General features: G+C 63.5%; 17 protein-coding genes. 11 read left to right on the top strand and 6 right to left on the bottom strand.

Annotation, left to right across the window (positions count from 1 at the left end; genetic code table 11):
- Positions 1-35: 35 nt before the first annotated feature.
- The 4 genes from O0880_RS17765 (at position 36) to O0880_RS17750 (ending at position 3,622) form a co-directional block, all read left to right on the top strand.
- Positions 36-1,007 (top strand): substrate-binding domain-containing protein, encoded by a 972-nt coding sequence (locus tag O0880_RS17765; protein ID WP_071325789.1) that lies wholly within the window; start codon positions 36-38, stop codon positions 1,005-1,007.
- Positions 1,008-1,086: 79 nt separating this feature from the next.
- Positions 1,087-2,139 carry a sugar phosphate isomerase/epimerase gene (locus tag O0880_RS17760; protein WP_289887826.1) on the top strand — a complete coding sequence of 351 codons (1,053 nt, stop codon included), beginning with the start codon at positions 1,087-1,089 and terminating at the stop codon, positions 2,137-2,139.
- Between the two features lie 9 nt (positions 2,140-2,148).
- Positions 2,149-3,297: a Gfo/Idh/MocA family oxidoreductase gene (locus tag O0880_RS17755; RefSeq protein WP_289887825.1), complete on the top strand. Its 1,149-nt coding sequence runs from the start codon at positions 2,149-2,151 to the stop codon at positions 3,295-3,297.
- A 16-nt stretch (positions 3,298-3,313) separates the two neighbouring features.
- Positions 3,314-3,622: a 2Fe-2S iron-sulfur cluster-binding protein gene (locus tag O0880_RS17750; protein ID WP_071325786.1), complete on the top strand. Its 309-nt coding sequence runs from the start codon at positions 3,314-3,316 to the stop codon at positions 3,620-3,622.
- 1 nt (position 3,623) lies between these two features.
- Here the strand turns inward: O0880_RS17750 and O0880_RS17745 are convergent, their stop codons facing one another.
- Positions 3,624-3,935: a hypothetical protein gene (locus O0880_RS17745; RefSeq protein WP_071325785.1), complete on the bottom strand. Its 312-nt coding sequence runs from the start codon at positions 3,933-3,935 to the stop codon at positions 3,624-3,626.
- 102 nt (positions 3,936-4,037) lie between these two features.
- Between O0880_RS17745 and O0880_RS17740 the strand changes: the two genes are divergently transcribed.
- Both O0880_RS17740 and O0880_RS17735 read left to right on the top strand, forming a co-directional pair.
- Positions 4,038-4,307 (top strand): MoaD/ThiS family protein, encoded by a 270-nt coding sequence (locus tag O0880_RS17740; protein ID WP_071325784.1) that lies wholly within the window; start codon positions 4,038-4,040, stop codon positions 4,305-4,307.
- Positions 4,308-4,311: 4 nt separating this feature from the next.
- Positions 4,312-5,418: an exo-alpha-sialidase gene (locus O0880_RS17735; protein WP_289887823.1), complete on the top strand. Its 1,107-nt coding sequence runs from the start codon at positions 4,312-4,314 to the stop codon at positions 5,416-5,418.
- Here the strand turns inward: O0880_RS17735 and O0880_RS17730 are convergent.
- The gene (locus tag O0880_RS17730; protein ID WP_289887822.1) at positions 5,391-6,014 is read right to left on the bottom strand and encodes a TetR/AcrR family transcriptional regulator; all 624 of its coding nucleotides are present in this window, start codon (positions 6,012-6,014) and stop codon (positions 5,391-5,393) included. The two genes, O0880_RS17735 and O0880_RS17730, sit on opposite strands and share 28 nt — an antisense overlap.
- A gap of 169 nt (positions 6,015-6,183) precedes the next feature.
- Here O0880_RS17730 and O0880_RS17725 point away from each other — a divergent pair, with 169 nt between their 5' ends.
- Complete coding sequence (locus O0880_RS17725) at positions 6,184-7,227, top strand: MBL fold metallo-hydrolase (RefSeq protein ID WP_289887821.1); 1,044 nt, start codon at positions 6,184-6,186, stop codon at positions 7,225-7,227.
- 7 nt (positions 7,228-7,234) lie between these two features.
- On the opposite strand, the gene O0880_RS17720 is transcribed toward O0880_RS17725, so the two are convergent.
- Positions 7,235-7,567 carry a hypothetical protein gene (locus tag O0880_RS17720; protein ID WP_071326757.1) on the bottom strand — a complete coding sequence of 111 codons (333 nt, stop codon included), beginning with the start codon at positions 7,565-7,567 and terminating at the stop codon, positions 7,235-7,237.
- A gap of 448 nt (positions 7,568-8,015) precedes the next feature.
- On the opposite strand from O0880_RS17720, the gene O0880_RS17715 reads away from it, so the two are divergent.
- Entirely contained in the window at positions 8,016-9,026 is a 1,011-nt protein-coding gene (locus tag O0880_RS17715; RefSeq protein ID WP_071325780.1) for a substrate-binding domain-containing protein, read from the top strand.
- A gap of 52 nt (positions 9,027-9,078) precedes the next feature.
- On the opposite strand, the gene O0880_RS17710 is transcribed toward O0880_RS17715, so the two are convergent.
- Together O0880_RS17710 and O0880_RS17705 are read right to left on the bottom strand one after the other, a co-directional pair.
- On the bottom strand, positions 9,079-12,675 hold the full coding sequence (locus tag O0880_RS17710) for an indolepyruvate ferredoxin oxidoreductase family protein (RefSeq protein ID WP_289887820.1): 3,597 nt from the start codon (positions 12,673-12,675) through the stop codon (positions 9,079-9,081).
- A gap of 194 nt (positions 12,676-12,869) precedes the next feature.
- A complete protein-coding gene (locus O0880_RS17705; protein ID WP_289887818.1) occupies positions 12,870-13,811 on the bottom strand; it encodes a LysR substrate-binding domain-containing protein in 942 nt (313 codons plus the stop codon).
- Positions 13,812-13,993: 182 nt separating this feature from the next.
- Between O0880_RS17705 and O0880_RS17700 the strand changes: the two genes are divergently transcribed.
- Positions 13,994-15,220 (top strand): HD-GYP domain-containing protein, encoded by a 1,227-nt coding sequence (locus O0880_RS17700; protein WP_071325777.1) that lies wholly within the window; start codon positions 13,994-13,996, stop codon positions 15,218-15,220.
- Positions 15,221-15,225: 5 nt separating this feature from the next.
- On the opposite strand, the gene O0880_RS17695 is transcribed toward O0880_RS17700, so the two are convergent.
- Positions 15,226-16,272 (bottom strand): GGDEF domain-containing protein, encoded by a 1,047-nt coding sequence (locus O0880_RS17695; protein ID WP_071325776.1) that lies wholly within the window; start codon positions 16,270-16,272, stop codon positions 15,226-15,228.
- Positions 16,273-16,804: 532 nt separating this feature from the next.
- On the opposite strand from O0880_RS17695, the gene O0880_RS17690 reads away from it, so the two are divergent.
- Complete coding sequence (locus O0880_RS17690) at positions 16,805-16,987, top strand: Flp family type IVb pilin (protein ID WP_034752975.1); 183 nt, start codon at positions 16,805-16,807, stop codon at positions 16,985-16,987.
- 53 nt (positions 16,988-17,040) lie between these two features.
- A complete protein-coding gene (locus O0880_RS17685; protein ID WP_289887814.1) occupies positions 17,041-17,574 on the top strand; it encodes an A24 family peptidase in 534 nt (177 codons plus the stop codon).
- Positions 17,575-17,604: the final 30 nt, after the last annotated feature.

The raw sequence follows: 17,604 nt of genomic DNA, 5'->3' as shown, positions 1-17,604 counted from the left end.
GCCAACGGGCGCCCACAACCTTGGAGGAGAGCAGCATGAAGAGCTTTATACGGGTAGCAGGGATGGCAGTGCTGGTGATGCAGGCGTGGGCGCTGCCGAGTGCGCAGGCGGCGGCGCCTGCGGACAAGCTGGTCGTCGGCGTGGCGATTCCCACGGCCACGCACAGTTTTACCTCGGGCATCGTGTGGTGGGCGAACCAGGCCAAGGCGGAGCTGGAAAAAGCCCATCCCGGCGTGAAAATCATCGTCAAGACGGCCGCCACGGCGCCCGAGCAGGCGAACCAGTTGCAGGATATGTTGACGGTGAACAAGATCAACACCCTGGTCATCTTCCCCATCGAGTCGGCTTCGCTGACGCAGCCCGTCGCGCAGGTGAAGAACAAGGGCGTGTACGTGACCGTGGTGGACCGTGGCTTGACGAACACGCAGTCGCAGGATGCCTACATCGCGGGCGACAACACGGCCTTCGGCAAGCTACCGGCCGAATACCTGGCGAAAAGCCTGAACGGCAAGGGCAATATCGTCGTGCTGCGCGGCATGCCGACCACGCTCGACAACGAGCGCTTCGACGCATTTTCCGGCGTGATGAAGGGCCATCCCGAGATCAAGGTGCTCGATGCCAAGTACGGCAACTGGAACCGCGACGATGCCTTCAAGGTCATGCAGGATTACCTGACCCGCTTCAAGCACATCGACGCCGTCTGGGCCGCCGATGACGACATGGCCATCGGCGTGCAGAAAGCCATCGCGCAGGCCAAGCGCACGGACATCAAGCAAGTGTTCGGCGGCGCGGGCGCGAAAGGCGCCGTGAAGAAGATCATGGACGGTTCCGACCCGCAGATCGTGGCCGATGTATCCTATTCGCCGAAGTTCATGTACGACGCCATCAAGCTGACGACGGAAGCACGGCTGAAAGGTGAAAAATTGCCGGCCAACACCATCATCCCGTCGGTGCTGATCACGCGCGAGAACGCCAAGCAGTTTTACTTTCCGAACTCGCCTTTTTAACGACACCCCCCAACAAGGGCCGGGGTCGTATCCTCAGGGTACGATCCCGGGTTTCGGTTTGGGTTAACAGGACATTGACATGAAAACCATCCAGGGCCCGGCCATCTTCCTGGCCCAGTTTCTCGGCGACGAGCCGCCGTTCGACTCGCTCGAGCACCTGGCGCAATGGGCGGCCGGCCTGGGCTACAAGGGCTTGCAGCTGCCGACGGCGCCGCGTCTGTTTGATCTGCAACAAGCGGCCGCCAGCCAGCAGTATTGCGACGACGTGGTGGCCCTGCTGGCGCGCCACGGCTTGCAGGTGACGGAATTGTCGACGCACTTGCAGGGCCAGCTGATCGCCGTGCATCCCGCCTACGACGCGCTGTTCGACGGCTTTGCGCCCGAGCAGGTGCGCGGCGACAGCGCGGCCCGCACGGCCTGGGCCACGCAGCAGCTGCTGTGGGCGGCCACCGCCTCGCAGCGCCTGGGGCTCAAGGCGCACGTGACGTTTTCCGGCGCCCTGGCCTGGCCCTACCTGTACCCGTGGCCGCAGCGCCCGGCCGGCCTGGTGGAAACGGCATTTGCCGAGCTGGCGAAACGCTGGCTGCCCATCCTCGACGCCTTTGACGCGGCCGGCGTGGACCTCTGCTATGAACTGCATCCGGGCGAGGACTTGCACGACGGCGTGACCTTCGAGCGTTTCCTGGCCGCCGTCAACGACCATCCGCGCGCGTCCATCTTGTACGACCCCAGCCACTTCGTGCTGCAGCAGCTCGACTACCTGGCCTTCATCGACATCTACCATGCGCGCATCAAGGCGTTCCATGTCAAGGATGCGGAATTCCGGCCGAACGGGCGCCAGGGCGTGTATGGCGGCTATGGTGACTGGCAGGACCGGGCCGGGCGCTTCCGCTCGCTGGGCGACGGGCAGATCGACTTCAAGGCGATTTTCTCGAAGATGGCGCAATACGATTTCCCCGGCTGGGCCGTGCTGGAATGGGAATGCTGCCTGAAGCATCCCGAGGATGGCGCGGCCGAGGGCGCGCGCTTCATCCGCGAACACATCATCCACGTGGCTGAGCACGCATTCGACGATTTCGCCGGCAGCGCGGTTGACCAGGACCAAATTCATCACTTGCTTGGCTTGAAATAAGGAGACGACATGCAGCGACGCTTACGGCTGGGCATGGTAGGGGGCGGGCAGGGCGCGTTCATCGGCGCCGTGCACCGCATCGCGGCGCGCATCGACGACCAGTACGAGCTGGTGGCGGGCGCCCTGTCGTCCGATCCGCTGCGCGCGCGGGACAGCGGCGCCGCGCTGCACCTGGCGCCGGAGCGTTGCTACAGCGATTACCGCGCCATGGCGCAGGCGGAGGCCGCGCGTGCGGACGGCATCGAGGCCGTGGCCATCGTCACGCCCAACCATTTGCACGCGCCCGTCGCCACGGCCTTCCTGGAAGCGGGCATCCATGTGATCTGCGACAAGCCGCTCGGCATTGCGCTGGCGGAAGGCCAGGCGCTGGCGGCGCTGGCGCAGCAGAAAAACCTGCTGTTCGCGCTCACGCATACCTACAGCGGCTATCCGCTGCTGCGCCATGCGAAAGCCATGGTCGAGGCGGGCGAGATCGGCGAACTGCGCCTCGTGCAGGTGGAATACTCGCAGGATTGGCTGGCCGACGCCATCGCGGCGGGCGGCATGAGCGTAGGCAACTGGCATAACGACCCGCAGAAGGCGGGGCCGGGCGGTGTGCTGCTCGACGTGGGCTTGCATGCGTATCATCTGGCGCAATTCGTCAGCGGGCTGACGCCGCATGCCGTGCTGGCGGAATTGTCGACCTTTGTACCGCACCGCACCTTGGACGACCACGTGCAGGTGATGCTGCGCTACGCGAACGGGGCGAAAGGCACCCTGTGGGCCAGCCAGGTGGCGACCGGGTGCGAAAACACGGTGCGACTGCGCCTGTTCGGCAGCAAGGCGCAGCTGGACTTCGACCAGGAACAGCCGAATGCACTGTGGTTCACGCCGCAGGGCGGCAACCGCCAGCTGCTGCGTCCGGGCAGGGTCGACAGCGCGGCCGCGCGCCACGCCACGCGCGTGCCGGCCGGCCATCCGGAAGGCTACCTGGAAGCGTTCGCCCAGCTGTACCTGGATGCGGCCCTGCGCATCCGCGCCCTGCAAGCGGGCTTGCCCGTGCCGGAAGCGGCCCGCTGGCTGCCGACGGTGACCGATGGCGTGGCCGGCCTGGCCTTTGCCGAGGCCGTGCTGCGCAGCCATGCGGATGGCGCCCGCTGGACGACCCTGGCAAGCTGACTGCTACACTGGCGCCATGAGCGCACCGTTGACCGTCACCACCTTTACTATCACCATCGTCCCGCAGGGCTGGCAATTCACGGCCGAGGCGGGAACGACTCTGCTGGCCGCCGCCGAGCTGGCCGGCATCCGCCTGCTCAGTTCCTGCCGCAACGGCACCTGCCGCACCTGTCTCTGCCATATGCCGGCCGGCCAGGTGCGCTACACGGTGGACTGGCCCGGCATCAGCCCCGATGAACGGCTCGACGGCTACATCCTGCCCTGCGTGGCCGTGGCGGAAAGCGACCTCACCCTGCAGGCGCGCGCCGTGCGCACGGGCCATTAACTCAGGACGGCTTGCCGCCCTTGAGGCGCTGCAGCAGCGCTTCCACGCTGTCGCTGACGGGCAAGCCGTGGCGGCGCAGCAGCTGCACGTGCAAGACCAGGTTTTCCAGCACCAGCTTGGCCGCCACGGCCAGCAGGGCCAGGTTGCGGTCTTCCGGGCTGAAACTTTCCATGGCGTCGGCCATCTCGCACAGGTGGTTGGCGATCAGCCCGCGCAATTCCTGCTCGTCGAACGGCAGGTCGGCAAAATCGATGGGATCGGCCACTTCCACTTCCTGCATCAGCACCGCTAGTTCTTCCGGGGTAATCGTCATGCCTGGCCTCCTTGTGTGCGTGGCCCTATTTTAGGCCATGCACCATTGTATCGTCGGCAAAGCGGACTAGAATGAGGGCTGGCCGACGACGTCAAGGACAGCATGGCGCAGCTGCATTTCACCCGGCAACTGGCACGTTTCCTGGACGTTCCCACCGTGCAGGTGGCCGCGCCACGGCTGCGTGCCGCCCTCGATGCGGCGTTTGCGCAGCAGCCGCGCCTGCGTGGCTATGTGCTCGACGAGCAGGGGGCCTTGCGTCCGAATGTGGTGATCTTCATTGATGGCGCGCGCTGCCGCGAGCGGCGCGTGCTCGACGACGCCTTGCTGCCCGACAGCCAGGTGTATATCTTGCAGGCACTTTCCGGAGGTTGACGCCATGACAGGAGTTCCGCAACGCGCGTATCTCGGCACCCGCAAGGGCCTGTTCCAGTTCGATGTCGATGCGGCCGGCGCCTGGCAGCTGGCACTGGTGCAGTTTGCCGGCGACCCCGTCTCCATGCTGTTGCACGATGGCTGCGACGGCACCCTGTATGCGGCCCTGAACCTCGGCCATTTCGGCGCCAAGCTGCACCGCCTGGATGCCGGCGGCGGGGCGTGGCGCGAAATCGCCGTGCCCGCCTATCCTGCGAAGCCGGAAGGCAGCAGCGACACGGTGGACTGGACCTTGCGGCAGATCTGGTCGCTGGCGGCCGGCGGGGCCGACCAGCCCGGCGTCTTGTGGGCGGGCACCTTGCCGGGCGGCCTGTTCCGCTCAGGCGACCGCGGCGACAGCTGGCAACTGGTGGACGCGCTGTGGAACGTGCCGCAGCGGGCCGAATGGTTTGGCGGCGGTTACGACGTGCCCGGCATCCACAGCATCTGCGTCGATCCGCGCGACAGCAACAAGGTGCTGGTCGGCGTGTCCTGCGGCGGCGTCTGGCAAACGGTCGATGGCGGCGCCAGCTGGGCCTTGAGCGCGACGGGCATGCGCGCCGACTACATGCCGCCCGAGCTCGATGAAAACGAGGCCGTGCAAGACCCGCACCGCATCGTGCGCAGCGCCGGCGCGCCGGAGGCACTGTGGTGCCAGCACCATAACGGCATCTGGCGCTCGCAGGACGGGGGCTGGCACTGGCAGGAAGTGACGACGGCGCCGCTGTCGCATTTCGGCTTTGCCGTGGCCGTGCATCCGCGCGATGGCGACACGGCCTGGTTCGTGCCGGCACAGGCGGACGTGCTGCGCATCCCGCTCGACGGCGCGCTGGCCGTCACGCGCACGCGCGATGGCGGGAAGACCTTCGACGTCTTGCGCGCGGGATTGCCGCAGCAGCATTGCTACGACCTGGTGTACCGCCACGGGCTGGCGCTGGCCGACGATGGGCGCAGCCTGCTGATGGCGTCGACCACGGGCGGCGCCTGGTATTCGGGCGATGGCGGCGAACACTGGCAGACGCTGTCTGCCCACTTGCCGCCCGTCTATGCCGTCTGTTTTGCCACGCCGTAGTAGCACAGGAAGATATCGACGGCCAGCTCCGTCACTTCGTGCCGGCGTGCCGGACCCAGCAGAGGCTCACCCAGGGTGATCTGCGGCCAGAAGGCAAAGGTCTTCAGTGGCGACATCAGCAGGTGGGCCACTTCCAGCGTCTCGCCGGCCTTGATGCGCCCGTCCTGCTGCGCCGCGCGGATCCAGATATTCAGGCCCGTTTCCTTTTCATTCAGGCGCGTCACCATCGCTTGCGCGCGCGCAGGCGAGTGGATGGTTTCGCCAAAGATCACGCGCGCCAGGTCGATGAAGGCCGGATCGCACAGCAAGTCCATTTTCTGCTCGACCAATGCCAGCACCTGCGGCCGCAGCGGATGGTCGGCAACATAGGGCACGGCAGGCTGGGCCATGCTGCTTTCCCACATGCGCTGCAGGATTTCCGCGAACAGCTCGTCCTTGCTGGGGAAGTGGTTGTACACGGTGCGCTTGGAAACGGCGGCCGTGGCGGCGATCTTGTCCATGCTGGTCGCATCAAAACCGTGCTCGCGGAACTCGGCGATGGCGGCATCGACGATGGCGACGCGCTTGCGGTCGGTGAGGCGTTGCGGTGAGGCCATGGCGGGAAATCTCCTTTGAAAACAATATTTTACACCTCCTGGTTTACTTTGCTTGAAATAGGAACTACACTGTGTAGTGTAATTTAATCCTTGTATTTTATTGACCGGGCCGCATATGCACTTGCATCGAGTCGTACGTCGTCTCTTCTTCCTGGGAGTCCTGATCATCATGAGTTCTTGCACCTTGCGCGCCGAGCCTGCGGCGCTAGCTGAATCACCACAACGCCACGAAGGCAAATTCCGCAATCCCGTGCAAATGCACAAGCTGGGCACGGCAGCAACCCTCAAGCTGATGTGGACATTTTTCTTTGACAAGCCGGACAGCACGGTGCCGGCCGCGGCCGTGCCCGTGCAAGCGCTGACCCGGGCGCAGCTGCTGGCGGCGCCCGACAACAGCCTGTTTCGCCTCGGCCATTCGACCCTGCTGTTGAAACTCAACAACGAGTTCTTCCTCACCGATCCCGTCTTTTCCGAGCGCGCCTCGCCCGTGCAGTGGGCGGGGCCGAAGCGCTTCCACCAGCCGCCCATCAGCATCGCCGACTTGCCGCCGATCAAGGCGGTCATCCTGTCGCACGACCATTACGACCACCTCGACCATGCCGCCGTGCTGCAGCTGGCCGCCAAGACGGAGCACTTCGTGACGCCGCTGGGCGTGGGCGATACCTTGGTGTCCTGGGGCGTGCCGACGGCCAAGGTGCGGCAATTCGACTGGTGGCAGGGGACGACAATTGCCGGTGTGAAACTGGTCGCCACGCCATCGCAGCATTTCTCGGGACGCGGCTTGTTTGACGGCAACCAGACCCTGTGGGCGTCGTGGGTCATCGACGCGCCGGACGTGCGCGTGTTTTTCAGCGGTGATTCCGGCTATTTCGACGGCTTCAAGCAGATCGGCGACAAGTACGGCCCCTTCGACGTGACCATGATCGAGACGGGCGCCTATGACAAACTGTGGCCGGACGTGCACATGCAGCCCGAGCAGACCCTGCAGGCGCACCTGGACTTGCGCGGCAAGTGGCTGATGCCCGTGCACAACGGCACGTTTGACCTGGGTCTGCATGCGTGGCATGAGCCGTTCGACCGCATCACGGGACTGGCAGCGAAGCAGGGCGTCAATCTGGCGACGCCGCAGATGGGCGAGGCGGTCGACCTGGCGCGGCCGAAGAAGGGCGAAAAATGGTGGCTGGCGATGCTGGAAGAGGAGATGGCGCGCTAGGCCAGCCTTACGCCGTCACGTCGATCAGGCGTCCCAGCGTCTGGCCATAGCTGTTCAGCTGCGGCGCGCTTTTCGGTGCGGCGGGGACCGCTTGCTGCGGCACGGCCACCTTGATCGCCTGCTCCAGTTGCGGCGCCTTCACGGCGGCCGGGGCGCTGGCCTCGGCTTGCTGGCTGCTGCGCTGCGTCTGGCTCAGCGATTCCTGTTCCCGCGCCAGCAGCTGGCGGCTTTGCGCCAGCTGTTCGCTGTCGCGCTGCACCTGGTTCTGGCCTTGCTCGACCCTGCGCTGCGCCGTGGCCAGCGAGGCTTGCAAATTGTTGACGGACGTTAGCGTGACCACATTGTTCACCTTTGAAAGTATGCCCAAGCGTGTGCAGAAGAGACGGGGGAGTCCAGGCTGATGTACTGCGCCAGGCACAAGATACCAAGCAGTAATCTTTACCTGAATCAAGAGTAGGACAAATTCTCGCACACTTCCAGTAAATTATGTTTTCTTGATAATTTTTCCGTGCGCGGCTGGCGTTGCCGAACTGATATGCGTGAGCTGGCGGCGCTGTTGTCAAAGTGAGTACACGCTTCTGTCGGGGTGTATTGCCTGCCTGCCATGGCCGAGGTCGGACTGCGCAGAGGATACGAGTGATCACATTTAAAACATTGCTTTTTAAATAGTCAATGTGTTGTTGTTTTTCTACCATGGCGGCGCACGCGAATGCGCGGCCTGTTTGGCGCTCTGGGCTATAATTGACGGTCAGAGTTGGTTTCTTTTGCCATACAGACAGGTAGTTAACATGAATCTCAAGAGCCTCGCAATTGCCCTCGGCATGTCGAAAACGACAGTCAGCAGGGCGTTGAACGGCTATCCGGAAGTCAATTCCCGCACCCGTGAAATCGTCCTCGCCGCCGCCAAGAAAGTCGGCTACCGGCCCAACCCGCTGGCGCGCAGCCTGGCCGTCGGCCGCACCAATGTCCTGGGCATGATCTATCCGCTGCTGCCCAGCGATCTGGGCGACAGCGTCTTCCTTTCCGTGGTGAATGGCATGTCGGACGCCGTCGAAGCGTCAAAGATGAGCCTCATCATCGCCCCCGTGTCGCCGCAAAACGAACAGCCGTCATATGAAACCATGGTGCGCGGGCGCCAGGTCGATGGTCTGGTGGTGGGGCGCACCAAGGTGATCGACGAGCGCATCGCCTACCTGACGAAGGTGGGCTTTCCCTTTGTCGCGAATGGCCGCACGCGCATCGACGCGCCGTACGCGTATTTTGACTACGACAACGACACGGGCATCGACCTGGCCGTGTCTTTCCTGGTGGCCCATGGGCATCAGCGCATCGCCCTGCTGAGCGCGCCGCTGGATTTGCATTTCGCGCTGGAACGCAAGGAAAGCTTTATCCGCTGCATGGCGCAGGCGGGCTTGCAGGCCGATCCGAATTATTTGCTCGACAATAGCCTCGACCGCCGCAGCGGCTACCAGGCCATGCAGCAATTGCTGGCCTGCTCGCCGCGTCCCACGGCCGTCATCGTCGACAACCATTTGTCCGGCGTGGGCGTGGTGCGCGCGCTGATGGACGCCGGCATCGAAATCGGCAAGGAAATCTCCGTCATCGTCTGGGGCAATGTGGAAGACACCTTGATCGGCATCAACGTCACCACCATCGACCAGCCGGACTTGCGCCGCGCCGGCGCCAAGATGGTCGAAATGCTGCAATCCTTGCTGGCCGGCACGCCGCCGGAACGGTTGCAGGAAATCTGGCAACCGGTGCTGTTGCCGGGAGCGACCGTGGGGCGCTGTCCGGATTGACAAAAAAAACGCAGAGCCGAGGCTCTGCGTTTTGTCTTCAAGCTCCGCTGGCTTATGCCGCGTGCTTCGTTCCATCGGCCAGCACGGCCAGCAATCTCGCCTTGTCCTGGCGATACGTGGCGACGGCCGCTTCCTTGACGTGGCCGAAGCCGCGGATTTTCTCGGGCAGCGATGCCAGTTCCACGCAGGTGGCGAGGTTCTCCGCCGTCAGGTTCACCAGCAGGCCCGCCAGCAGTTCGCGGTACTCGACGATCAGCGCGCGCTCCATCTTGCGCTCGGCGGTATAGCCGAAGACGTCGAAGGTGCCGCCCCTTAAACCCTTGGCTTTCGCCAGCAGCTTGAAGGCGCGCCACATCCAGGAACCGAACTCCGCTTTCACGAGGTGGCCTTTCGCATCCTTTTTCGCGAACAGCGGTGGCGCCAGGTTGAACTTGACGGAGAAATTGCCCTCGAACTGCTGCTGCAATTGCTCGACGAAACGGCCATCCGTGTACAGGCGCGCCACTTCGTATTCATCCTTGTAGGCCAGCAACTTGAAGTAGTTCTTGGCCACGGCCGTCGACAGTTTCTGGCCCAGTCCCAGGGTGTTTTCGCGGTCGCGCACCTGTTTCACCAGGGTGGCATAACCATCCGCATACGCGGCGTTCTGGTAGGCGGTGAGGAACTCCACGCGCTTCTTGATCACGCTATCCAGGCTCTGCGGCATTTGCACGATGATGGCTTGCGACGGCGTGGCGATCTGCGTCACACGGCGCACGTCGACGGCGGCGCGGCGGCCCCACAGGAAGCTTTTCTTGTTCGACTCGATGCCCACGCCATTGAGCTCGATGGCGCGCAGCAAGGCCGCTTCCGTCAGCGGGATGCGGCCTTTTTGCCAGGCGTAGCCGAGCATGAACAGGTTGGCGGCGATGGAGTCGCCCATCAGTGCGGTGGCCAGTTTGGTGGCGTCGATGAAGTCGGCCGCGTCGGCGCCGCCCACGGATTCCTCGATCAGCTGGCGCACTTCCGCCGTCGGATATTGCCAGTCGGCATTTTGCGCAAACGTGCCCGGCGGCTGCTCGTGCAGGTTGACGACGGCCAGGCTGCGGCCCGGACGCATCTTCGACACGGCATCCTGCGCGCCGGCCGTCAGCATGTCGCAGCCCAGTATCAGGTCCGCTTCGCCCGTGGCGATGCGCTGGGCGCGGATGTGCGCCGGGGACTGGGCGATCTTCACGTGCGAAGTGACGGAGCCGTTCTTTTGCGACATGCCCGTCATGTCCAGCACGGAGGCGCCCTTGCCTTCCAGGTGGGCCGCCATGCCCATCAGCGCGCCGACCGTGATCACGCCCGTGCCGCCGATGCCGTTGATGAGGATATTGTACGGTGCGTCGCAGCCGGGCAGGACCGGTTCCGGCAGCGGGCCGAAGTTGTCCGTCTCGCCCGTTTTGCTCGCGCCCGTTTTGGTTTTCTTCAGGCTGCCGCCTTCGACGGTGACGAAGCTGGGGCAAAAGCCCTTGGCGCACGAGTAATCCTTGTTGCACGAGGATTGGTCGATGGTGCGCTTGCGGCCAAATTCCGTCTCTTTCGGCAAGATCGACACGCAGTTCGACTGCACGCCGCAGTCGCCGCAGCCTTCGCAGACGGCGTCGTTGATGACCATGCGTTTCGGCAAGTCGGGATATTCGCCTTTCTTGCGGCGCCGGCGTTTCTCGGCCGCGCAGGTCTGGTCGTAGATCAGCACGGACACGCCTGTTACCTCGCGCAATTCGCGTTGCACGGCATCCATGTCCTTGCGGTCGTGCAAGGTCAGGTGGGCGGGCAGATTGCTGCGGTCGCTATAGCGCGACAAGTCTTCCGTCACCAGCGCGATGCGGGCGATGCCTTCGGCTGCCACCTGCTGCGCCATCATGGGCACGGTGATGAGGCCGTCCACGGGCTGGCCGCCCGTCATGGCGACGGCGTCGTTGTACAGGATTTTATAGGTGATGTTTACCTTGGCCGCCTGCGCGGCGCGGATGGCCAGGTAGCCCGAATGGAAATACGTGCCGTCGCCCAGGTTCTGGAATACGTGCGGCAATTCGGAAAACGCGGCCTGGCCTATCCACGGCGCGCCTTCGCCGCCCATGTGCGTGGTCAGCTTGTTCATTTCCGGATAGATCGACGTGGCCATCACGTGGCAGCCGATGCCGGCCAGCGCCAGGCTGCCGTCGGGCACCTTGGTCGAGGTGTTGTGCGGGCAGCCCGAGCAATAGAACGCGGGACGGAACGGCGTGTTCACGGCCTTCTTCAGCACGGCGTCCTTGGCGTCAAGGAAACTCAGGCGCGCCTTGATCAGGTCGCAGGTGACGGGGTCGGAAATCAGGCGCGCGATGCGGCTGGCGATGACCCTGGCCACTTGCGAGACGGAAAAGTCGGCCTTGGACGTCAGCAGCCATTCGCCGCGCGGCGCCACCCATTCGCCTTTTTCGTCGAATTTGCCGATGACCTTGGGACGCACGTCGTCGCGCCAGTTGTACAGCTGTTCCTTGAGCTGGTATTCGACGATTTGCCGCTTCTCTTCTACCACGAGGATTTCATCGAGACCTTGCGCAAACTCACGCACGCTGTCCGGCTCCAGCGGCCATGGCATGGCCACCTTGAACAGGCGCATGCCGACGTCGGCCGCCATCTGCTCGTCGATGCCCAGCTCTTCCAGCGCTTCAAGCACGTCCAGGTACGATTTGCCGGACGCGATGATGCCCAGCTTGGCGTTCGGGCTGTCGATGGTGGTGTGGTTGAGCTTGTTTTCGCGCGCGTAGGCCAGGGCCGCATAGATCTTGTAGTCCTGCATCAGCGCTTCCTGGTTGCGCGCCTGCTGGCCCAGCGGGATGCTCGACAGGCGCGCGTTCAGGCCGCCTTCGGGCATGATGAAATCCTGCGGAATCTTCACTTCCACGCGGAACGGGTCGGCATCGACGGACGCCGACGATTCGACCGTGTCGGCCAGGGCCTTGAAGGCCACCGTGCAGCCGGAAAAGCGCGACATGGCCCAGCCGTGGATGCCCAGGTCCAGGTATTCCTGCACATTGCATGGATACAAGACGGGGATCATCGAAGCCGAGAACAGATGGTCGGACTGGTGCGGCAGGGTCGACGAGTAGGCGCCATGGTCGTCGCCGGCCACCAGCAGCACGCCACCCAGTTTCGCCGTGCCCGCATGGTTCATGTGCTTGAAGACATCGCCGCAGCGGTCCACGCCCGGGCCCTTGCCGTACCACATGGCGAATACGCCGTCGTACTTGGCCGGGCCGATCAGGTCGACCTGCTGCGAACCCCAGACGGCCGTGGCGGCCAAGTCTTCGTTGACGCCGGGCACGAACTGCACGTGGTGCGCTTCCAGCTGTTTCTTGGCTTTCCACAGGTTTTCGTCGAGGCCGCCCAGCGGCGAGCCGCGGTAGCCCGAGATGAAACCGGCCGTGTTCAGTCCGGCGGCCTGGTCGCGCAGGCGCTGCATCATGGGCAGGCGCACGAGGGCCTGGATGCCGGACAGGAAGATGGCGCCGGAAGTGGCCGTGTATTTGTCGTCGAGGCTGACGGTGGTCAAACGGGAAGGTTCAGGCGGTGTAGATGGCGCGGCACCGGCGTTTCTAGCGAACGCTGCGGAGCCGTTTTCCGTGGTCACGGACATGGCTGTCTCCAAAATGGTGTTTCAGATAGCGGCTGTACAAGGGGCGCGCCCGGTAAGGCGCGCGCTGTGCAGACGGGATTGCCGCGTGTGGGCGGCACATGACTACTTTAAATTTAAAATAGTTAATGTGGTCAGTGTAGAACGGCGGGCAGGAAGGGGCAAATACGCTTTGCCGATGGGGGTATAAGAAAAACTTATATCGTGGGCGAGAGCATGTGGGCGCCCACCCATTGGCCGCTGTCGCACAGCTCGGCAGCCACTTGCAGCACCAGGTGTTTCACGGCCGCCCCCGCATTCGTCAGCGGGATGTTTTTCGAGGCGCACAGGGCTACCGTGCGCGACAGGGCGGGGCTGTGGATGGCGTAGCTGCGCATGGCGCCGCTTTCCAGCTCGGCCAGCAGCGGCGCGGCCGGCAGGATGGTGGCGCCCATGCCGGCCAGGATGGCCGATTTCAGGATGGCGATCGAGTTGATCTCGATGATGTTGGCCGCCGCCAGGCCCGCGTCGCGCGCGCGGCTGTCGATGCGCGGGCGCACGCCATGCTGCAGGCCCGGCAGGATCAATGTCGCGGCCAGCGCCTGCTGGAATGCGATGGCCTTGCCGGCGGGCGCGAACGGAGAGTCGCTGCGGCAGATGAAGCGCATTTCCTCTTCCACCAGCGGGCTGCAGGCGAACGGCGTCAGCTGCCCATCGTCGAACAGCACGGCCAGGTTGATGCGGCCCGATTTCAGCTGCTCGTTCAGGTTGCCCGTGATTTCTTCCGTCAGCTGCAAGGTGATCTCGGGATAGCGTTCGCGCGCGGCCAGCAGCAGCGGCAGGGCCAGGGCGCCGGAGATGCTGTGCGGCAAACCCAAGGTGACGTTGCCGGACGGCCGCGTGGCGCTTTGCGTGACGGCCGAGCGGGCGTCGGCCACCTGTTTCAGGATCGCCTGCGCATGTTCGTAGAACACCTTGCCCGCATCGGTGCTGAGCACGCCCTGGGCCGAGCGGTGCAGCAGCTGCACGCCCAGTTCCTCTTCCAGCTGGCGCAGCTGCTGCGTCAGGGCCGGCTGCGCCACGTGCAGGATGAGGGCCGCGCGCGACAGGGAACCGTGGTCGACGATGGCAACAAAGTAGCGTAATTGGCGCAGTTCCATGCTTGGTTGCTTCCAGAAGCGTAGCGTGCGCCATTGCCCGGCAAGCGCGCCGGCAACAGTGCTGTGATGAAAGAAAACAGGTGCTGCCACCCCCGCGCCGAACGCGGCCAGCAGCATGACAAGTTTGTTATACTCATTCTAGCGCCTCCGGTGCTCCAGCCGTTTATTTGTGGGATGAAAGCATGCTCAAGAAAGTCGATTCCGCGCAATTGAAAGTGGGCATGTACATCCATGACCTCAGTTGCGACTGGATGACGCATCCGTTCGTGCGCAACCGCTTCCTGTTGCGCAGCGAAGACGAGATCCGCAAGATCGTGCAAGCCGGCATCCACGACGTGGTGATCGACAGCGGCAAGGGTCTCGACGTGGAGGATGCGCCCACGCTGGCGCAAGCCCATGCGGAGACGGAACGGGCGCTGGTGCAGATCGCCACGGCGCCGCAAGTGGTCACGCGCGTGTCGCTGGGCATGGAGCTGGCGCGCGCCACGCAGGTGCGGCGGCAGGCGTCGAGCCTGGTGCGCACGGTGATGGCCGACGTGCGCCTGGGCAAGGCCGTCGAGATCGACCGCGTGCAGCATACCGTGCAAGATATCACCGAATCGATCCTGCGCAATCCCGGCGCCCTCGTCGGCTTGTTGCGCATCAAGAGCAAGGACGATTACACCTTTTTGCATTCCGTCAGCGTGTGCGCGCTGCTGGTGGCGTTTTGCCGTTCGCGCGGCCTGGAAGCGGCCACCACGCACCAGGCCGGCCTGGGCGGCTTGCTGCACGACACGGGCAAGGCGCTGGTGCCCGACAGCGTGCTGAACAAGCCCGGCCCCCTCACGCCGGAAGAGTTTGCCCAGATCAAGCGCCATCCGCGCGACGGCTACGAGATCCTGCGCCAGTCGCCCGAGGTGGGCCCGATTCCGCTCGACATTACCTTGCACCACCACGAACGGCGCGACGGCAGCGGCTATCCGGACCAGCTGGCCGGCGACGCCATCAGCGAACTGGCGCAGATGGCTGCCATCGTCGACGTGTATGACGCGCTGACGTCGGACCGCAGTTACCACAGGGGCATTCCGGCGGCCGAAGCCTTGCGCAAGATCTATGAGTGGAGCAAATTCCATTTCAACCCCGTGTTCGCGCAGGATTTCATGCGTTGCGTGGGCATCTATCCGGTGGGCACCATGGTGATGCTGGAATCGGGCCGCCTGGCCGTCGTCATCGAGGCGCACGAAAGCAATCTGCTGGCGCCGAAGGTGAATGTGTTTTTCAGTACGAAGAGCAAGACCTACATCAAGCCCGAGACGGTCGACCTGTCGCGCGGCTTCGGCTTTGGCGGCGCCGACAAGATCGTCGGCCATGAGTCGGCCGCCAAGTGGCAGGTCGATCCCATGCGCTTTTTATCGCTGGCGGACGCCTGACCTAATTAAAAGAATTCCGCCGTATCGTTCGAGGTCACCGTGGTCAACATGCCCTTGGCCACCAATTCGTCATAGTGGCAGGCCAGGTTGCGGCCATGGCTCTTGGCGTAATACAGGGCCTGGTCGGCGCGGCCGAGGATGATGACGGGTGCCTCGAAGGCGCTGATGCTGACGAAGCCCACGCTGACGGTGACCCTGCCCACTTGCGGGAAGTCGTGCGCCTCGACGTTGGTGCGGAAGCGGTCGATGATTTTCTGCGCATTTTCCAGCGTGATCGAGCGCAGCAGCACGACGAATTCCTCGCCGCCGAAACGGAAGATGCGGTCTTGCGAGCGGAACGACGATTGCAGCTGGTTGGCGATCAGGATCAGCACTTCATCGCCGTACAGGTGGCCGAACTTGTCGTTGACCAGTTTGAAGTGGTCGACGTCGATCACGGCCAGCCATTGCCGCTCCGTATCCGTGTGGTGGCGCCGCTCCGCATCGACGGGCAGCGGCTTGTCCGATTCCGGCTCGCCGCGGCTTTGCAGGATTTTCGCCAGCTGGTCGTCGAAGGTCTTGCGATTGAGCAAACCGGTGAGCGAATCGCGCTCGCTGTAGTCGAGCAGGTTCTGGAAATTGCGGTAGACGCTGACGATGCCGCCGATCACCTGGATGGTGGCGCCCGTGTATGGCGTGGGATTGGTGATTTCCAGGCAGGTGGTGACCTGGTCGCCGATCCAGATGGGCAGCCACAGCAGGTGGCGGCCATCGGCGCACAGGGTGTCGGCGCTGGCCTCGTGGCGCGCGATGCAGGCGGCCAGGGCCGGGTAGTCGGACAGCGGTTCGCCGGGCAGGGTGGGATCGTTATGCTCTTCCATGCGGGCAACGCTGCCCGCCACGATGATGGCCCGCGACCGCACGAACACCTGGCCACGCACGGTGGTCAGTGCCAGCACACGGGTCTGCGACGCGGAAGCGAGTTCCTGGACGGCCGAGATCACGGAGATGTCGAGCATCGTGTGATCGCGGTGCCCTGTCATGTCCACCATGTGTTTCAGTAGGGAATCCATTGTCGTTCTCTGGAAAGTAATCACACAAGATTCTTCATACCAACATTGCGTCAAGCAATTCGCGTCCGTCTACAAGAAGCCTAGTTTATTTGGCGGCATGACACGCTGCGCAATAACCAACAATCAACTTGGCTCGACGTCGCAGTGTCGCGCCTCTTGTCGTCAGTCGCTGCCGGGCGATCGGCCTTTCCAAAGAAGAGCTAAGCAGGATAATGTCTTTTTGCCTAATAGGCAATTAACGTATGCAATATTTCATGCAAATTCATGAGATTGCTGCATGGCGTTGTAAAAAACTTGCTTTGACGACGGTTGCTGATCCCCGTCGCAATATTTATCAAGATCCGCGCCGATACAGGCGCCATTTGATAATTTCCACATGGAAACTTGTGGTGCGTCAATTTGCCAAAATGCGTGCGCTTTATAGTTACTCTAATGGCGCAGAAATTTACGGCAGGAAACATATTAGCAGGAAAGGGCAATGTTTCACACCCGATTGCGCCAGGGACTTGTGATTCACTTTTGGGAGCTTGTCATGCATACCTTCCTGTCGGCAGTGCAGCAATTTGTCAAAGATGAGGACGGGATTACGGCAATCGAATACGGCCTGATTGCGGCGTTGATGGCGACAGCCATCACCGCCGGTTTCTTGCTGATCAAGACTAACTTGCTGGCTGTCCTCACCGATATTTCGTCGAACCTGGTGTTGACGCCCTAAGCGGGTGCCCGCCGCTGGCCGGCCAGCGGCGGGTTTTTTTCAGGAGGTATGCCATGCCAGCGTATGCCCTGTGCGACCTGCTGTTGCTGCTGTTCGTGACGGGGGCCGCCGTCAGTGATTTGATCCAACGCAAGATTCCGAACTGGCTGGTGCTGTCGGGCATGCTCGCCGCGCTGGTCCTGCATTTGTGGCTGTGGCCGCACCGCGTGCCGCAACTGGTGCTGGGCGGCATGGCGACGGGCTTCTTCCTGTTCCTGCCGTTGTACGTGCTGCGCGGCATGGCCGCCGGCGACGTCAAGCTGATCGCCATGGTGGGCACCTTCGTCGGTCCATGGCCGGCCCTGCAAATCTGCTTTGCCACGTTCGTGCTGGGCGGCCTGATGGCCGTGCTGATGATCACGTACCAGGGCAAGTGGCGCGCCTGCCTGCGCAACCTGCGTCAGCTGCTGTGGCCGATGATCGCGCGCACGGCCGGCATCCCGCTGGCGCCCATCCCGTTCGACAGCCATGCCAGCGTGGGCAACATGCCCTATGGCCTGGCCATCGCCCTGGGCAGCCTGGCCGTGCAGGGACGCAGTTATTTCTGAGTGGTATTCATTGCTCTTGATCAATGGGCG

The organism is Janthinobacterium sp. SUN118 (assembly GCF_030397695.1).
In the GTDB taxonomy this organism is placed as follows: Bacteria; Pseudomonadota; Gammaproteobacteria; order Burkholderiales; family Burkholderiaceae_D; genus Janthinobacterium.
Note: the sequence above shows the minus strand (reverse complement) of the source record. Positions and strands in the feature narration are given on the sequence as shown.

Excerpts from the sequence above, each read along its gene's own strand:
- O0880_RS17765 (WP_071325789.1), top strand. The coding sequence starts at position 36 with ATGAAGAGCTTTATACGGGTAGCAGGGATGGCAGTGCTGGTGATGCAG.
- O0880_RS17760 (WP_289887826.1), top strand. The coding sequence starts at position 1,087 with ATGAAAACCATCCAGGGCCCGGCCATCTTCCTGGCCCAGTTTCTCGGC.
- O0880_RS17755 (WP_289887825.1), top strand. The coding sequence starts at position 2,149 with ATGCAGCGACGCTTACGGCTGGGCATGGTAGGGGGCGGGCAGGGCGCG.
- O0880_RS17750 (WP_071325786.1), top strand. The coding sequence starts at position 3,314 with ATGAGCGCACCGTTGACCGTCACCACCTTTACTATCACCATCGTCCCG.
- O0880_RS17745 (WP_071325785.1), bottom strand. The coding sequence starts at position 3,935 with ATGACGATTACCCCGGAAGAACTAGCGGTGCTGATGCAGGAAGTGGAA.
- O0880_RS17740 (WP_071325784.1), top strand. The coding sequence starts at position 4,038 with ATGGCGCAGCTGCATTTCACCCGGCAACTGGCACGTTTCCTGGACGTT.
- O0880_RS17735 (WP_289887823.1), top strand. The coding sequence starts at position 4,312 with ATGACAGGAGTTCCGCAACGCGCGTATCTCGGCACCCGCAAGGGCCTG.
- O0880_RS17730 (WP_289887822.1), bottom strand. The coding sequence starts at position 6,014 with ATGGCCTCACCGCAACGCCTCACCGACCGCAAGCGCGTCGCCATCGTC.
- O0880_RS17725 (WP_289887821.1), top strand. The coding sequence starts at position 6,184 with ATGAGTTCTTGCACCTTGCGCGCCGAGCCTGCGGCGCTAGCTGAATCA.
- O0880_RS17715 (WP_071325780.1), top strand. The coding sequence starts at position 8,016 with ATGAATCTCAAGAGCCTCGCAATTGCCCTCGGCATGTCGAAAACGACA.
- O0880_RS17710 (WP_289887820.1), bottom strand. The coding sequence starts at position 12,675 with ATGTCCGTGACCACGGAAAACGGCTCCGCAGCGTTCGCTAGAAACGCC.
- O0880_RS17705 (WP_289887818.1), bottom strand. The coding sequence starts at position 13,811 with ATGGAACTGCGCCAATTACGCTACTTTGTTGCCATCGTCGACCACGGT.
- O0880_RS17700 (WP_071325777.1), top strand. The coding sequence starts at position 13,994 with ATGCTCAAGAAAGTCGATTCCGCGCAATTGAAAGTGGGCATGTACATC.
- O0880_RS17695 (WP_071325776.1), bottom strand. The coding sequence starts at position 16,272 with ATGGATTCCCTACTGAAACACATGGTGGACATGACAGGGCACCGCGAT.
- O0880_RS17690 (WP_034752975.1), top strand. The coding sequence starts at position 16,805 with ATGCATACCTTCCTGTCGGCAGTGCAGCAATTTGTCAAAGATGAGGAC.
- O0880_RS17685 (WP_289887814.1), top strand. The coding sequence starts at position 17,041 with ATGCCAGCGTATGCCCTGTGCGACCTGCTGTTGCTGCTGTTCGTGACG.